Raw genomic sequence first — 15,935 nt, 5'->3', positions numbered from 1 at the left:
AGCCGAGGCCGGTTTAACAGGGGTAAAGGGTGAGCAATCTGATTCTGGAAGGTGTGGGTATGACGTCGCTGCGCACCCGTGAGCGGCTGGTGCAGCGGCTTATGGAGCAGGGCGTTAGTGACTTAAAAGTACTGGATGTGATCCGCAATACCCCGCGCCATCTGTTTTTGGATGAGGCTTTGTCGCACCGCGCCTACGAGGACTCGGCCCTACCCATCGGCTTTGGCCAAACTCTGTCACAACCCTATATTGTCGCCCGTATGACCGAAATCCTGCTGGGTGCCGCCGGCGGTAACCTAAAGCGCGTACTTGAGGTTGGCACCGGTTCAGGCTATCAAACCACCGTGCTGGCGCAGTTGGTCGAGCAGGTGTATAGCGTCGAGCGTATTAAGCCGCTGCAGGATAAAGCCCGCCAGCGGCTGCGCCAACTGGGGCTGCATAATGTGGTTTTAAGCCATGCCGACGGTGGTTTTGGCTGGGCCGACAAAGGCCCGTTTGACGGTATTTTAAGTACCGCCGCGCCGCGCTTTGTGCCCGAAGATCTTAAGCAACAATTAGCCCCCAACGGTGTGCTGGTGATTCCGGTGGGCGATCGTGAGCAGAGCCTGCACCTGATTATGCGCCAGGGCGACAGCGATGACTTTGTTACTCAAGTTTTAGAGCCCGTACGTTTTGTCCCGCTGCTATCGGGAACCGCCCGCTAATGGCGTCAACCCCCATTCTTGCAACCGTCCTAAAAGGCATGGCCATGGGTGCCGCCGATGTGGTGCCCGGCGTTTCTGGCGGGACTATCGCCTTTATTACCGGAATATACGAGCGCCTGTTGGGTGCACTTAAATCCTTTACCCCCGCTGCACTACTAATACTTAAACGAGAAGGCTGGGCGGCGTTTTGGCGCCATGTGGATGGTACTTTTTTGTGTGCGTTGTTTGGCGGCATTTTACTCAGCATCGCCACTCTGGCTCACGGTATTGAGTTTGCGCTACACAATTACCCGCTGCAGGTGTGGGGCTTTTTTAGCGGGCTTATTTTGGCCTCTACCGTTTATATTGGGCGGCACTTACAGTGGCGCCGGGCAGCGGTGTTACTGGCTTTTACGGTGGGGGCGCTCGCGGCCATTTGGCTTGGCTCGGTTAAGCCCGTCAATATGCCCATTAACACCGCTACCATTTTTGCCGCGGGCGCTATCGCCATTTGTGCGATGATTTTACCGGGTATCTCGGGCAGTTTTTTGCTGCTCATTATGGGGGTATACCCCGTTATTATTGGTGCTGTTACCGACTTTAACCTTAGGTTGCTGGCAACTTTTATGGCCGGTTGCGTGCTGGGGTTGCTACTGTTTTCTCACCTGCTACATTGGCTGCTAAATCGCTACCGACAGCCGACGCTGGCGGTGTTGTGTGGTGTACTGGCGGGATCATTGAGTATCGTGTGGCCCTGGAAGCAGACAGTAACCACCATGGTGGATCGTCACGGCGAGCTAGTGCCTTTGGTGCAGCGCAACCTGATGCCCTGGCAGTTTGAGGCCGAGGTGGGTGGCAACAGTGCCTGGCCCAGCGTGTTGGTGCTATTTATTGTGGCGGTGGTACTGGTGTTTGCCCTAGAGTATGGCGCCAGAAAGCTGGCGAAAAAGCATACAAGTCATGGTGGGTAGCGGTAAAATTTGATGTTGCTACCCATTATTTAAGATAATTTTTAAATAATGGGACGTTGCTAATCGCAAAAGTAAATAAGGCGGCAGGGGTGAAAGGCTCGATGAAGCAGGCCAAAATGTGGACGCAGATCACATTATGCGGTTGTCGCATAAATCGCCTGTTCATTATATTGATCACCCTGTGGCTCACCGCCTGCAGCTCGGCGCCACCGGCCGATGTTGCCGACCGGCGCCAGCCTCCTACCCGTAAAATTTTAGTTCACAACGTCTCGCCGGGCGAGACGCTTTACTCTATCGCCTGGCGCTACGGACTGGACTTTAAAGCTCTGGCGCGCCATAACGGCATCGGCCCACCCTATACAATTTATCAATCACAGCAGCTGCGCTTGGATATTGACGATGCCTCCCGGCGTAAACCGCCACCGGCTATTGCGGCCAGCGCCCGGCGCCCGGTCAGTAGTGGCAGCAATTCTACCGCTGTGGCTCAGGGGCCTCGCAGTACCGTTAACACCACGCCTCCCCCCAAGGTGAATCAGGCGCCACGTTCTGAAAATAAAACACCGGCTGCTACCACGCCGCCTTTGGCACCGCTACCGAGTGGGGCTGTGCAGTGGCGCTGGCCCGCTAACGGGCCGGTAATCGGCAGGTACAGCAGTGGCGACGGATTAAACAAAGGTATTGATATTGGTGGCAAAGTAGGTGACTCTGTACTTGCAGCTGGTGCTGGGCGGGTGGTATACGCCGGTACCGGGCTGCGCGGGTACGGCAAGTTGGTGATCGTCAAACATAACGAAACCTTCCTCAGTGCTTACGCGCACAACGATGCACTGTTAGTACGCGAGGGAGATAGCGTAAAAGTCGGTCAGCAAATTGCTAAATTAGGTTCCAGCGGTACCGATAAACAGAAATTGCACTTTGAGATTAGGCGCGATGGCAAACCGGTTAACCCGTTAACGTATCTGCCTAAACGTTAGGGCTACTGGGTTTGGCGTAACATTAAAAGATGCAGTAAAGGCGTAATCGCACCTGAGCTTAAAGCGTAACAGCCACATGGTTGTGGCAACGAGGTACTGTTGGAAATATTGTCAGCCGGAAGTGTGGCGACAAACTCCGGTATGGATCCTGAAGGGGGCCTAGCATGCCAGTACAAAATAGGGAAATAGACAGCGCCAACCGCAATGATCACATTCTTGCTCAAGCAGATGATGGTGACGTTGCTGAAATAGTACTCGATGACGAGCCGAAGCGCTCAACTGCCACCAAACGAAAGCCCACACCCGATCGCTTTGCCAGCGATACCTCCTCACTTGACGCAACACAAATTTACCTTAACGAAATTGGTTTTTCGCCGCTGCTGAGCGCAGAAGAGGAAGTCTACTTTTCGCGCAAAGCCTTGCGCGGCTGCGAGGCCTCACGCAAGCGTATGATCGAAAGTAACTTGCGCCTGGTGGTTAAAATATCGCGCCGCTATGTTAACCGTGGACTGGCGCTGTTGGACCTGATTGAAGAGGGTAACCTCGGATTGATTCGCGCCGTCGAGAAATTTGATCCAGAGCGTGGATTTCGCTTCTCGACTTACGCCACCTGGTGGATTCGCCAGACCATCGAGCGGGCCATTATGAATCAAACCCGCACCATTCGGTTGCCGATTCATGTGGTAAAAGAGCTTAACGTTTACCTTAGAGCGGCGCGGGAACTTACTCAGAAACTCGATCACGAGCCTTCGGCCGATGAAATTGCCAATATGCTTGAGCGCCCGGTCGCGGATGTTGAGCGTATGCTGGGCTTAAATGAGCGGGTCACCTCGGTGGATACTCCGATTGGTAACTCTTCAGATCGCACGGTGGTAGACACCATCAGTGATCAACGGGAGTCGAACCCCGCCGTGCTGACGCAAGATAGCGATATAAACGATAGCCTGGATGAGTGGCTCGACGAGCTGAGCGAGAAACAGCGCGAGGTACTGGCACGCCGCTTTGGTTTACGCGGTCATGAGGTGAGCACGCTGGAGGAAGTCGGCCGTGCCATTGGTTTAACTCGCGAGCGAGTGCGGCAAATTCAGGTCGAGTCGCTGCGTCGCTTGCGCGACATTATGGAGAAGCAGGGCCTGAGCAGCGAAAACCTGTTTGGTATTTAGCCTGGCTTTTAAAACGTTTCATCCCGCATAAAAAAACCGCGCACTTGGCGCGGTTTTTTTATGCGGATGGCAAGTGCGATTATCGTTCTAGATACTGCAGTTTGCCTTCCACGCCATCCCACTCTTCGGCGTCGGCCGGAGCGTCTTTTTTCTCGGTAATGTTAGGCCATACCTCGGATAGCTCGGCGTTAAGCTCCAGGTACACTTCCTGATCTTCTGGTAGCTCGTCTTCCGAGAAAATAGCATCTACCGGGCATTCGGGCTCACACAGGGCGCAATCAATACATTCATCTGGGTGAATGACGAGAAAGTTGGGCCCCTCGTAAAAACAGTCGACCGGACAAACCTCGACACAGTCGGTGTGTTTACATTTAATGCAGTTATCCCCAACTACGAATGTCATTGTGCAGACTCCACGATTACAGGTGCTTGGTGCGTAAAGGGGGGCATTTTACCAGCATTCTCAAGTTTTGGTAGATCAATTGTCATGAATTCAGCTGTTTCAGGCGGTACAACGCCTCTAATGCCTGCCTGGGGGTCAAATCATCCGGGTCAATTTCGCTCAATGCCTCTACGGCCGGGCTGACCGGCGCGTCAAACAAGCTTGCTTGCAAAGGCGAGGGCTTGGGTGCGCTGTTGGTTACCGGGGTTGGGCGCTCGTGGTTTTCCAGCAGCGCGAGTTGCTCGGCGGCGCGCTGCAGTACCGGCGTGGGAATCCCTGCCAATTTGGCCACCTGAATACCGTAACTCTTGCTCGCCGGGCCCTCCTGTACCTTGTGCAAAAACACGATGTTGTCTTTATGCTCGGTAGCGTTGAGATGCACGTTGGCAATATGCGGCAAGCTCTCGGGTAGCTCGGTTAACTCGAAATAGTGGGTGGCAAATAGTGTAAAAGCGCGGACGTTTTCGGCCAAATGGCGGGCGCAAGCCCAAGCCAGGGCCAAACCATCAAAGGTGCTGGTGCCGCGGCCAATTTCATCCATTAATACCAGGCTGCGGTCGGTGGCGTTGTGCAAAATGTTGGCGGTCTCGGTCATCTCTACCATAAACGTCGAGCGGCCTCCGGCCAAATCATCGGACGAGCCAATGCGGGTAAATATACGATCGACCAGGCCAATTTGCGCACTGGCCGCGGGTACAAAGCTGCCCACGTGAGCCAGCAGGGTAATTAACGCGGCTTGTCGCATATAGGTCGATTTACCACCCATGTTGGGGCCGGTCACAATCAGCATGCGGCGATTGTCATTAAAGTCTAGATCGTTAGGCACGAACGGGCCGTCCAGCACCTGCTCGACCACTAAGTGGCGGCCGTCTTTAATATCGAGCCCTGGCGTGTGGACCAGCTCGGGTCGGCACAAATCCAGGTTGATGGCCCGCTCGGCAAAGTTGGTGAGCACATCCAGCTCGGCAACCCCGGCGGCTGAATCCTGTAGCGCTACCAAATGTTCATTGAGCTTTTCGATCAGCTCGTCGTAGAGCGCTTTCTCGCGGCTGAGGGCACGGCTTTTGGCTGAGAGAGCTTTATCTTCAAACTCTTTTAGCTCTGGGGTAATAAAGCGCTCGGCATTTTTGAGAGTCTGGCGGCGAATATAATCGGCCGGTGCACCGCCCGATTGCGCGCGACTTAGCTCGATAAAATAACCGTGGACCCGGTTGTAGCCCACTTTTAGGGTGCTAATGCCGGTGCGTTCGCGCTCGCGGGTTTCTAAATCCACCAGATATTGACCGGCGTTGTTGCTGATGTTGCGCAATTCGTCCAGCTCGGTGTCGTAGCCCTCGGCGATAACGCCGCCATCGCGAATGACTACTGGTGGGTTCTCGACAATCGCCCGTTGCAGCAAATCCACCAATTCCGGGAAAGAACTGATGGCTTGTGAGAGTTCTGTCAGGCGCGGTGACTGACAGGTTTTTAGCGCGGCTTGCAGCTCGGGGTAGCAAGTCAGGGATGCTCCTAAACGGGATAGGTCACGCGGGCGTGAAGATCGCAGGGCAAGCCGGCCTAGAATACGTTCCATATCGCCAATACGTTTTAGTAGTTCGCGGATCGGCTCAAATTTGTAATTGTCGGTCAGTACGCTCAGGGCCTCTTGGCGCTCGACCAGCGTGTGCATGTCGCGTAGCGGACGGTTTAACCAACGTCGCAGCAGGCGTGCCCCCATGGCGGTAGCGGTGCGATTCAGCACGGAAAATAATGTATTGTCGTCACCGCCGGTCAGGTTCAGGTCAATCTCCAGATTACGTCGGGTGGCGGCATCCAGAGCAACCGCCTCATCGCGGTTTTCATAGGCCAAACCGCGCACATGAGGTAGGTCGGTACGTTGGGTTTCGCGCGCGTAACTTAACAGGCAGCCGGCGGCAGCGATGGCGCTGTCTAAGTGGTCGCAGCCAAAGCCCGATAAATCTTGGGTGCCAAATTGGCGGGTTAGCAAGCGCTGGGCAGTTTCCAACTCAAACTCCCACGGACCACGGCGGCGCACGCCTTTGCGGTTTTCGGTTAGCTCAGGCAGCTCCAGATCATCGCTGACGAGCAGCTCGGCCGGGTTAAGACGCTGCAATTCGCCGGTGGCGGCATCAAGCCCGTCGACCTGTAACACCAAAAACCGGCCGCTGGCCATATCCAGCGAGGCGATGCCGTACGTGTCGTCATGGCGGTGCAGGGCCACCAACAAGTTGTCCCGGCGCTCATCCATTAATGCTTCATCGCTCACCGTGCCGGGAGTCACCACACGCATCACTTTGCGCTCTACCGGGCCTTTGCTGGTGGCTGGGTCGCCAATTTGCTCGCAAATTGCCACCGACACGCCGGCGCGCACCAATCGCGCTAAATAGCCTTCGGCCGCGTGATAGGGCACCCCCGCCATCGGGATTGGCTCGCCGCCGGATTTTCCCCGAGCGGTTAAGGTCACATCCAGCAAATGGGCGGCTTTCTTGGCGTCGTCAAAAAACAACTCGTAAAAGTCGCCCATGCGATAAAACACCAGCTCGTTAGGGTGCTCCGCCTTAATTTTAAGGTACTGCTGCATCATGGGTGTGTGAGCGCTAGTGTCGGCGGTAGAAGTTGTTTTGGACGGCATAGTTTTCCAGAGGGTATGTGCGGTTAACGAATCTTAGCCCGGTATTTTACGGGAATCACAATCCACTTGCACTGAACGGGTACGGAGAATACCGTAAGGCCTGTTATCAATGTCCGTTAGGTCTTTGTGCTATTTAACACTTCAGAGAGGGCCGTATGTCGGAGAAGAACACTGGCGCCACCTTGCAGCACTTAGCAGCTGAGCTGGGTGGTTATTTACGTGAGAAAGGCTGGCAGGTAAGCACGGCCGAGTCCTGTACCGGCGGAGGTGTGGCCAGCGCCATTACTGCTATTGCCGGTAGCTCGCAATGGTTTGAGACGGGCTTTGTCACTTACGCCAACCGTGCCAAAACTCGTTTGTTGGGTGTGACTGAAACGAGCCTGACGCAAGAGGGAGCGGTTAGTCGCACAGTGGTCGAGCAAATGGCGTTAGGCGCAAAAGCGGCAAGTGGCGCTGACTTAGCCGTGGCGGTGAGCGGCATCGCCGGCCCCGATGGTGGCACGGCCGAGAAACCCGTGGGAACTGTGTGGTTTGCTTGGGCTGATGCCTCGGGCGCGGTGGTTTCAGAGTGCTATGTTTACCAGGGGGATCGGGCCCAAGTGCGCTATCAGGCCTGCGTTACCGCCTTGCGCGAGCTGGTGCGGCTGGCGAGCGTGTAAAAACTACTGTATAAATTAATAGTACTGTTTTCATATACAGGTTTTTGCTGTATGCTCTACCCATAGCCTGACAAAGGGCCCCAGCGGTATGCTCTGGGTCACAAAGATAACAGGCCAATGCGAATTTTGAATTTAACGTTGAGGTGTGTCATATGGATGCGAATAAAGAAAAAGCGTTACAGGCGGCCCTGAGCCAAATTGAACGCCAGTTTGGTAAAGGTACCGTTATGCGCATGGGCGACCGTGAGCATGTGGCTATTCCCGCCATCTCTACCGGCTCGCTTGGGTTGGATGTGGCACTGGGTATTGGCGGTTTGCCCAAAGGCCGTATCGTCGAGATTTACGGCCCGGAATCCTCTGGTAAAACCACCTTAACCTTGCAAGTGATTGCCGAGGCGCAACGCGCTGGCGGCAACTGTGCTTTTATTGATGCCGAGCACGCCCTCGACCCTATTTACGCCGAAAAGCTTGGTGTTAATGTCGACGACCTGATTATCTCCCAGCCGGATACCGGGGAGCAGGCGCTGGAAGTTTCCGACATGTTGGTGCGCTCGGGTGCGGTGGATGTACTGGTGGTCGACTCAGTTGCCGCGCTTACCCCTAAAGCCGAAATTGAAGGTGAGATGGGCGACCATCACGTGGGCTTACAAGCTCGCTTAATGTCTCAGGCGCTACGCAAAATTACCGGTAATATTAAAAACGCCAACTGCCTGGTGATTTTTATTAACCAAATTCGTATGAAAATTGGTGTGATGTTTGGTAGCCCCGAAACCACGACCGGTGGTAATGCCCTTAAATTTTACTCGTCGGTACGCCTGGATATTCGCCGTATTGGCTCGGTAAAAGATGGTGAGGAAGTTACGGGTTCAGAAACACGGGTTAAAGTGGTTAAAAACAAGGTGGCGCCACCGTTTAAGCAAGCAGAGTTTCAGATCCTATACGGTCAGGGCATTAACCGTTTAGGTGAGGTTATCGACTGTGGTGTTAAGCTCGGAATGATTGATAAAGCGGGTTCTTGGTATAGCTACAATGGCGATAAAATCGGTCAGGGTAAAAACAACGTTGTTAAGTTTTTGCAAGACAACCCTGAGATTGCCCAAGAGCTTGAAGGGCGCGTACGAGGTGAGCTGTTAGGCACCGCAAAAGCGCCTGACGCTAAAGCTGAAAGCGAAGCCGAGCAAGAGGCCTGATCGAGTGTTGTAATCGGGTTAAAAAGCCGCATTTATTGCGGCTTTTTTGTGTATTGCATATAGGCAAACTGCATCTTGGTAAAAGTGCTTTCGCACCCGATACCCTGTAAAAGAGAGTAGACGCGCCCGAGGTTAATCACGTGAACACTGAAATGGATACGGAGCAGTTGGCTGCTAAAGTGCGTAACAGTGCCGTTGGGTCACTGGCCCGGCGCGAGCACTCGTATTGCGAGTTACGCGAGAAATTGTTGCATAAGTTTAACGACCCTAAGTACGTCGATGAAGCGCTTGAGTGGGTGAGTGAACTTGGTTATTTAGATGACGCGCGTTTTGCGGGTATGTTTGTGCGCAGCTCTGTGTCAAAAGGGCGTGGCCCTGAGCGTATAACGCGGGAGCTGCAACAAAAAGGCGTTGCTGCACACATTATTGAAGATGCGCTTACGGAGTGTGATGTGAACTGGCTAACGCTGGCAGAGGAGGTGCTGCGGCGCAAGTTTCCAGTGCCTGCCCAAGAGTTCAAAGATAAAGCGAAGCAAATGCGTTATTTGCAGTATCGCGGCTTTACAATGTCCCAGATATACGAGCTAGTGTAACTTTAAGCGAGTCACCTGTGCCTCTTATTTAAATTATATAAGTTGTATAAACACAGCAACGCTATGATTCTGACACTGCCTGAAAATTTACCCGCAACCGAAATACTGAGCCAAGAGCCGTATGTTGCGGTGTTCGACAACTATATTTCGGATGTGGAAATTAATACGCTCAAGTCATTGGCGAGTGAACAATTTAAGCGAGCCTTAGTCAGCGGTGCCGAAGGCGGAGTCACTAGTGCGCGGCGCAGTGGTAGTAATTGCTGGGTTAAGCATCGTATCAACCCTGTGGTGTCTGGGTTGTCGGAGCGGGTGAGCCAGTTGTTGGGTGTGCCTTTAACAAACTGTATGTAAGTGAGGTATTTCTCATGGCTAAGCGCGATATTTAGTGGGAAGAGCTGGGATTATACGGTATTTAGTGGGACAAGAATGGAAGGGAGTTGCGCAGGGTGAAACGTTGGCTGGCGCTAGAAAAGCGAGGCTTGGGCGCGGTCTGTAGCCTTCTTTTTGGTACGTTTGATAATGCGATAGATGGCGCTGGTGGTTAGATCGTATTCGCGCGCTAGCTCACCGTGGTTTGTACCGTTGAAGCGCTCCCATATTTCGAGGTCGCGCTGAGTCAGCTTAAAAGCGTAATCTTTAGGGATTGTAACGTGCTGGCCGCCCCAGTGCTTAGCCATGTGGTCGGCCACCGCTGATCCGCATTGCTCAGCTACCTCTGGGGCTATCTTGTAGTCCTGGAGCACAACGGCGATCTGATCGGCCATATCGGCGAGCAGCTCGTGTCTAAATGCTTCCATCTGTGCGGAACTCATCTCAGGTACCCCCGTTATTCTGCTGTTTATTAACTTCGCGCTTTTGCCATTGCTTTAAATTCTCAATGACCTTGCTTGCCTGACTGCCAGTCAGCCACTGTAATGCCTCAATTTTGACCATGGAACACACAAACTTAGCTAGTGCGGCCTCTGAGCGATCGCGCACAATGCCCGCATCGGCTAGCTGCAGCCACAGATGGCGAATAAGCCGCGATTGCTCATCGTCAGCGAGCCGGCGGCTTTGTGGCTTGGCTTTAGGGCAGATTTCGAAGCCTTTGGCCTTGAGCGCGTCTAACACCAGGCTCAAGCCGCGAATGGACAGGTCAGCACTGCTAGTGCGGCCGCCCAGGGCTGGCATATTCGCCAGCATCATGCGGTAGCTTTCGTCGTCCATCCCGATCTCGCGTCGGCCAACGTGAATTAAGCGGATGAGTGTTGTGCGCTCGTTGCTTTTTTTCACGCTCAAACACCCGCGATATCAAGCGGGATTTGCTTGTAGCTATCGGTTTTACCCACCCGCTCATATATCCGTATATAGCTCTTGCTGCCCACCACCTGCAGTGCATCGCTGATAGCCTCCATGGCCTGTATCCAGCGCGGGTCGTTGATGTCATGGCGACGCAATGCTAATACCCGGTTGGTTCGTAGCTCGCCATGGCGGTCAGTTCTGAACGCATCGTTTACCAGGGCAACCAAGCCAGGGTGCGCGCCAGCGCTCCACTCCTGCAAGCACTCATCAATCAACGCTTTAGCCGCTTGCAGCCGCTCATCGAACACAACATCATCAGCGTTTGCCCGCACCACTCTGTAGCGGCCGTCAAAGCTCGTCAATGTCACGTTGCCCTTCGCGCCACCAGCCTTAACACCATATTTTTCCGCTGAAATATCCACAAACGCCTCAATATCGCCAAAGACTTCGGCCTTTACTTTTTTCAGTGTTTCGCGGGTTTCCAGAGCCTTCTCAACGGTCTCCATAACAATTTGGTCGCGTAGCACATCAATCTCTTTGATCGTGTCCTCGCGTACTAAATCGCCCCGAGCGTTTTCGCGGTAACCAGCTGGAACTTGTTGAATATTCATAACCTGCTCCTAAATAGATAAGTTGGTAACGACCACATCGGTATTAAAACCCTGCGATATCGCCGCTGATCGTTTCTCGCTTAACAGCCTACGGAACGCCTCAAGCGCCCGCAGCTTGTCTTGAATGGACTGCGCACCCACCATGCCTGGCACGCTAAACGTAGCCGCCGAGCCATGCATCGGCTCGGCGTTACGCTCTATTAAAAGCCGCACGTGGGGCGCGTGGCCCCGTGCCAATGGCAGTGCATCTTTAGGCAAATCGGTACCAAGTCGAATCAGGCCCGAGCAGGTGCTATAGGCGTGCAACTCGCTCACGGAGACCTCCCTCTCGCTCCCGGATTACCATTACTGTCGCCAGATTACGCCCATGCTCGGCATCTTCTTTAATCGCTCTAAAAGCGCTCTCACAGTTGTGCCACTCGCCGGCGGCACAAGCGGCCTGAAGCTTTGCCAGATGCAGCTGCATCATATCGACCGCCGAGCCCAAATCCGCGCCATTACAATACGCAACCATTAGTGAACCCTCCGTAACAGGTCAGGCGACACCATCACGTCGCTGGCTTTTACGGCCCAACGCACGTGCACCCGCACACCACCAATCTTGCTAACGCGCTCATACCAGCGCACCAAACCTTGGGCAGAGTTTTCAAATCCGCAGGTCTCACCACCAATGCGCTGGTTATCGTCATGTGGCCGTAGAAAAACAAACACCTCCGTATTGGTCGTATACACATTGGCCACCGGGTGGCGCTCTTTGCGCATCTCAGTCACTACCTGGTTAAGCGCGCTTAAGCGCTTAGCCAGTGGTACCGTAAACTCAGTAACATTAGCCATTACCACCCACCCCCTGAATCACTTCGTTAGTAATAACCAGGCAGCCGATATCAGCCGCCAGGTTCATTGCCGCAATTAAAAAGTTGCCCACCGCCAGAGGGAACAGGTGGGTGTTGCCGTCTCGGTCGGTCAAGCGATCGACCAGTGCGGCTATGCCCTCCTGGTTAATAATTTGGTCGATATCCCGCTTGGTCACACAGCCAATACGATGCGCAATAAATTTATCAAGGTCGCTGACCGCGATCGGCTTTAAACGCGTAACCTCGCAGCGCTGTACAACTTCACGTATGCCGGCGCTGCGCTGGTTCAGCTTGGTCATCAGCTCAGGCTGCCCAATCAAAATAATGCCCACCAAGTTTGCAAATCCGCTTTTTAGCTCCAGTATTCGCTTAAGGTGCTTTAGCGTATTGATGGGTAAATCGTGTGCCTCCTCGATGATCAGGCAGTGCTTGTAGCCGCTGCGATGGCTTTCAATCAGCGACTCATGCAATGCCTTAAAGCGCGCCTGTGGCGAGCTGGGCAGCGTTTTATGGGGCGCTACAGCGCTTAATAATGCCTCGGCTATATGGGTAGACCGGAGCGTGGTTTTCCCGCCGTGCGACTTTTCTTCCGCAGCAATCACATAGGGCTGAACAAGCACAATCGACTCGCCTTCTTTATCGATCCGATCTTCCAAATCCATGCGCAACGTAGACTTACCCGAGCCGCTTTCGCCTACCAAGGCGTGAAACCCACCGTGCTTTGCCGTGTGCATTAAATGCTCGCGAATTAGCCGAACATCGCGGCTCTGCCATACCTCGTCCGAGCTACGCAGGTCACCAAAGGGAGTGGCAACAAGCTCAAATTGTTGTCTTGCGGCTGGTGTTAGCGTTTGACGCCGTAGTAACATAAGGTCTCCCTCCTGGGATGTAGGTAGTTTTTCGTTGCTTTTATGGTCTCTAAAGATGGTGCTGCGAGGGCCTGCCTTAAGAGCCGCTGTGTTGCCGCACAGTGGCTCTGTTTCCTCGGTCGCAACCTCCCACAAGTCATCCGATTGCGGAATCTCGTGTTTCTTACACAGCTCTAATAAGCGAGTTTTAACGCGGGCCTGCTGCTCTGGCTTGGTGGGCCAAAGGTCATGGTTCAATAGCTGCGCCATCGCCCCACGGCTTAGGCCACACGTATCAGCCACATAGCGCTGCGTCACACCTGCTTTTAGAAACTGAAGTTTTATATTCAGCATATAAGTGCTCCTAGTTGATCACCCGCAGCGGCGCTGCGGTCGATTGCGGCCTGGTTAGCTGAGCCACAATTTCGTCCAGCTCTGTCTCCGGCGCGCCGTTCGGAAACCGCTGTTTAATCCATTGAAAATGCACCGCGCCTTGCCATTCATCGCCTAAGCGCTCGCGCAGCTGCTTTGCCATTTCCACATGGGTCAGGTTGCGCAGCTCAACTTTAGGGGCGGCAATGTCTAGCTCGGTACCGCGCTTGCGAATGTACTCAGGCAATGGCGTGTCGGTAATCGGCTTCATGGCATCAATGCTGCCGCTAAAGGGCACCGCCTTTTGCTTGCGTGCGGCGGCCGCTTCATCGTCCGTGGCCACGTTCATAACAATGCGTTCAACGTTTTTACGCTCGGTATCAATGCGTGTATCGGGCTTAGCCTTATAGCTTTCACCGATCATCGCGGCGTCCTCTTTAAAGCCAAACTCGTCAACTTTTTGCGCCTCGACCACCTGGATAACATTGCGGCCGTCGCCGTCGGTGTACACCACCTGGGCGCTGTCATCGTCGCGCCAGGGGTTGCGGGTAATCATTACTTTCTCGCCTATGGCTACATCTGGCACGTCGCTTACATCGTAGGTATTACCCTTAAACGATACGGTTAGATGCGTACTTACCTTGCGGCTTTCAGGTGCACTTACCGCCAGCTCACGCAGCACGCTTGCCTCGGGCGCTACACGCAATTGCTCGGCGGTAATTTTTAGCCACACGTTAAAGCGCGTGTTTTTAGTGCGGCTGTGTTTTTGTGTGGCGTTGTACCAACGCATCCATGCCCAGCCGTACTCGTTAATTTCTTCCAGGCTGGTAGGCGGGTTCTCAAAAAAGCGCATGCGGTGCTCAAAGTCGCGCTCCACGATGTTGTTCGCGTTTTCCACTTGTCCCTTAGCCCACGGCTGGCCGGGCTGATTCACCTGCATATGCACACCCAGTGCGGCGCATAAGTTTTTAAACACGGCACCGGTGTTAGCACTGCCGGGGTCAACCATTACCATCAGCGGCACGCCGTGCACCGGGTCTTGCGCGTGGCGCTTTTGCATTGCATTAATAAAGGCCTCGGCAAGGTTCTGGCCGCTTTCGGCGCCCAGTACGTAATGCACGTAAATCCAACCGCTGGTGTGGTCGGTAATCACATAGCGCCACACGCGCTCTTTCTCAATTTTTCTAATATTGGCCGGCTTGTTTTTATAAAACTCTTTTTCGCCCATCACTTGCAGCGCTTGGCCCGCCTTAGTTGGCAGGTAATACAGCACACACAACGATGGGTCGATTTGCCAAACATGGTTGGGGTGCTTGCTTGCCAATTGTGTTTTGGGCGTCGGCCGTGCCAGCTGGTCTGGGTGCAAGCCGTTTTTGGTAAGCGCTCGGCTTACCGCGCTAACACTTAGTGGGACAACTTCGCCGGTGGCTTCATCCAAACGCTCAGCCTTTACACGGCCGTCGGCGCGCAGTATTTCCAGGGCGCGCTCAAAGCTTGCCAGCCGCTTGCCCTGGCCACGCATACTGCTCATTAAATAACCACTTATAACCCGCAGCTCTTCTACCGGAATGTTGCAGCTGCCAGCATCGCTGCGGCGTTTACGGGGCTTTTGCATAGCCACCTCTTTGAGTTTGCGTTGTAACGTGGGCACGCTAATGCCCAGCTCGCCGGCTGCCCCTTGATAGACAGCCATCTTTTTGCCGTGGCCCGCTGCCTCGGCAGCGCGGGCAACGGCTTGCAGCTTTTCTATCAGTGCCGGGTTCATTTCGAGGGGTCAAACTCCAGTGGTGAATCAACCGTGCGCTCAATGCCCAGCTCAGCGCGTAGCGTTAACAGGGCGTCATCCAGCAGGTCTAACCGTTGCGTCAGGTACGGTATTTGATCGTTATCCAGGAACGGGTTGTCGTCATCTTTGGCCCCGTGGTGAAACACCTCGGTAAACGCGTGACGGAGCTGGCCGCGAATCAGCGCTTCGCATTCGTCGGCATCAATGCTGGCGGTTTTACGTAAATCGGCGGCAACCTCATCGCGGGGCATTCGTTTAATGCGCGATGTTTTTTCCATTAACTCATCAATGGTTTTTTGTTTGGCGCTGGCCACATCGTCTTTACTGGTGAGCGCCTCACGGGCTTCGCGCAGCTTTGCTTTCAGTTCGCGGCAGCTCATGCGATCCACGTCCTCAAGTGTCATGCCGGCTACCGTACCGCCGTCTGCTAACTCGCTGAGATTTTCATCATCTTCAACCATGAGCTCGAACAGTTTGGACTTGCCCAAATGCGCGAACGTCTGCGCTTTTGATTGCAGCGCCGGTGATGCGTACTTAATGGCAGCCTGCATGATTTGCTGAGCGGTTCTGGGGGCAATACCAAGCTTCTCATCCAGAATTGAGAGGAATTCACCGTGTGGCTCATGCTCTTTAAGAATCACCAGCCTACGGCCAGTTTCCAGCATCGCCTCGGCACTTTGCGCCATATAGAACTGAGCCTCACGCACGATGCGGCTACGCTCGTACGGCAAACCTTCGCCGTAAGCATTCATAATCTCTTGGCTGTGCTCGCCGGCTTGGTTAGCAGTTTCGGCCAGCTCCCCCACCCAATCTTCGTTGGTTTCCGTATGCTCAATAACGGTTGCTGTATTTGCTTTTCTAGCCATGTTTTTCCCC

At 54.0% G+C, this 15,935-nt stretch carries 19 protein-coding genes; 8 read left to right on the top strand and 11 right to left on the bottom strand.

The window, feature by feature from the left end; genetic code table 11:
* Nucleotides 1-59: 59 nt before the first annotated feature.
* The 4 genes from SD69_RS13510 (at nt 60) to rpoS (ending at nt 3,791) form a co-directional block, all read left to right on the top strand.
* Nucleotides 60-704 carry a protein-L-isoaspartate(D-aspartate) O-methyltransferase gene (locus tag SD69_RS13510; protein ID WP_041523634.1) on the top strand — a complete coding sequence of 215 codons (645 nt, stop codon included), beginning with the start codon at nt 60-62 and terminating at the stop codon, nt 702-704.
* Nucleotides 704-1,654 carry a DUF368 domain-containing protein gene (locus SD69_RS13505; RefSeq protein ID WP_041523633.1) on the top strand — a complete coding sequence of 317 codons (951 nt, stop codon included), beginning with the start codon at nt 704-706 and terminating at the stop codon, nt 1,652-1,654. Before SD69_RS13510 ends, SD69_RS13505 begins: the two co-directional genes overlap by 1 nt.
* 101 nt (nt 1,655-1,755) lie before the next feature.
* Nucleotides 1,756-2,628 carry a peptidoglycan DD-metalloendopeptidase family protein gene (locus SD69_RS13500; protein ID WP_232301201.1) on the top strand — a complete coding sequence of 291 codons (873 nt, stop codon included), beginning with the start codon at nt 1,756-1,758 and terminating at the stop codon, nt 2,626-2,628.
* Between the two features lie 164 nt (nt 2,629-2,792).
* The gene (gene rpoS / locus SD69_RS13495) at nt 2,793-3,791 is read left to right on the top strand and encodes an RNA polymerase sigma factor RpoS (RefSeq protein ID WP_041523632.1); all 999 of its coding nucleotides are present in this window, start codon (nt 2,793-2,795) and stop codon (nt 3,789-3,791) included.
* 79 nt (nt 3,792-3,870) lie between these two features.
* Here the strand turns inward: rpoS and fdxA are convergent, their stop codons facing one another.
* Nucleotides 3,871-4,194 (bottom strand): ferredoxin FdxA, encoded by a 324-nt coding sequence (gene fdxA / locus SD69_RS13490; RefSeq protein WP_041523631.1) that lies wholly within the window; start codon nt 4,192-4,194, stop codon nt 3,871-3,873.
* 82 nt (nt 4,195-4,276) lie between these two features.
* Entirely contained in the window at nt 4,277-6,865 is a 2,589-nt protein-coding gene (mutS, locus tag SD69_RS13485; RefSeq protein ID WP_041523630.1) for a DNA mismatch repair protein MutS, read from the bottom strand.
* Between the two features lie 155 nt (nt 6,866-7,020).
* On the opposite strand from mutS, the gene SD69_RS13480 reads away from it, so the two are divergent.
* From SD69_RS13480 to SD69_RS13465, 4 genes are all read left to right on the top strand, one after another.
* Nucleotides 7,021-7,524, top strand: a complete 504-nt coding sequence (locus SD69_RS13480; RefSeq protein ID WP_041523629.1) for a CinA family protein — start codon at nt 7,021-7,023, stop codon at nt 7,522-7,524.
* Between the two features lie 152 nt (nt 7,525-7,676).
* A complete protein-coding gene (recA, locus tag SD69_RS13475; RefSeq protein ID WP_041523628.1) occupies nt 7,677-8,714 on the top strand; it encodes a recombinase RecA in 1,038 nt (345 codons plus the stop codon).
* Nucleotides 8,715-8,854: 140 nt separating this feature from the next.
* Entirely contained in the window at nt 8,855-9,307 is a 453-nt protein-coding gene (locus SD69_RS13470; RefSeq protein WP_198144099.1) for a regulatory protein RecX, read from the top strand.
* Nucleotides 9,308-9,370: 63 nt separating this feature from the next.
* Entirely contained in the window at nt 9,371-9,658 is a 288-nt protein-coding gene (locus SD69_RS13465; RefSeq protein WP_041523627.1) for a prolyl 4-hydroxylase family protein, read from the top strand.
* Between the two features lie 113 nt (nt 9,659-9,771).
* On the opposite strand, the gene SD69_RS13460 is transcribed toward SD69_RS13465, so the two are convergent.
* Genes SD69_RS13460 through SD69_RS13420 form a run of 9 tightly spaced genes read right to left on the bottom strand, consistent with a single transcriptional unit; the run spans nt 9,772 to nt 15,925 of the window.
* Nucleotides 9,772-10,104, bottom strand: coding sequence for a Mor transcription activator family protein (locus tag SD69_RS13460; protein ID WP_198144098.1), 333 nt, complete (start codon nt 10,102-10,104; stop codon nt 9,772-9,774).
* Nucleotides 10,105-10,120: 16 nt separating this feature from the next.
* Nucleotides 10,121-10,579 carry a gp16 family protein gene (locus tag SD69_RS13455; protein WP_041523625.1) on the bottom strand — a complete coding sequence of 153 codons (459 nt, stop codon included), beginning with the start codon at nt 10,577-10,579 and terminating at the stop codon, nt 10,121-10,123.
* A 2-nt stretch (nt 10,580-10,581) separates the two neighbouring features.
* Complete coding sequence (locus SD69_RS13450) at nt 10,582-11,199, bottom strand: DUF3164 family protein (protein WP_041523624.1); 618 nt, start codon at nt 11,197-11,199, stop codon at nt 10,582-10,584.
* A 9-nt stretch (nt 11,200-11,208) separates the two neighbouring features.
* The gene (locus tag SD69_RS13445) at nt 11,209-11,514 is read right to left on the bottom strand and encodes a hypothetical protein (protein WP_041523623.1); all 306 of its coding nucleotides are present in this window, start codon (nt 11,512-11,514) and stop codon (nt 11,209-11,211) included.
* A complete protein-coding gene (locus tag SD69_RS13440) occupies nt 11,492-11,713 on the bottom strand; it encodes a hypothetical protein (RefSeq protein ID WP_041523622.1) in 222 nt (73 codons plus the stop codon). The genes SD69_RS13445 and SD69_RS13440 overlap by 23 nt, the downstream gene beginning before the upstream one ends.
* Complete coding sequence (locus SD69_RS13435) at nt 11,713-12,033, bottom strand: hypothetical protein (protein WP_041523621.1); 321 nt, start codon at nt 12,031-12,033, stop codon at nt 11,713-11,715. Before SD69_RS13435 ends, SD69_RS13440 begins: the two co-directional genes overlap by 1 nt.
* Nucleotides 12,026-13,255, bottom strand: a complete 1,230-nt coding sequence (locus SD69_RS13430) for an ExeA family protein (protein ID WP_041523620.1) — start codon at nt 13,253-13,255, stop codon at nt 12,026-12,028. Before SD69_RS13430 ends, SD69_RS13435 begins: the two co-directional genes overlap by 8 nt.
* Nucleotides 13,256-13,265: 10 nt before the next feature.
* Entirely contained in the window at nt 13,266-15,038 is a 1,773-nt protein-coding gene (locus tag SD69_RS13425) for a DDE-type integrase/transposase/recombinase (protein ID WP_041523619.1), read from the bottom strand.
* A complete protein-coding gene (locus SD69_RS13420) occupies nt 15,035-15,925 on the bottom strand; it encodes a DUF3102 domain-containing protein (protein ID WP_052481158.1) in 891 nt (296 codons plus the stop codon). The genes SD69_RS13425 and SD69_RS13420 overlap by 4 nt, the downstream gene beginning before the upstream one ends.
* Between the last annotated feature and the right edge of the window lie 10 nt (nt 15,926-15,935).

The sequence above is a fragment of the Gilvimarinus agarilyticus genome (assembly GCF_000832015.1).
Classification (GTDB): Bacteria; Pseudomonadota; Gammaproteobacteria; order Pseudomonadales; family Cellvibrionaceae; genus Gilvimarinus; species Gilvimarinus agarilyticus.
Note: the sequence above shows the minus strand (reverse complement) of the source record. Positions and strands in the feature narration are given on the sequence as shown.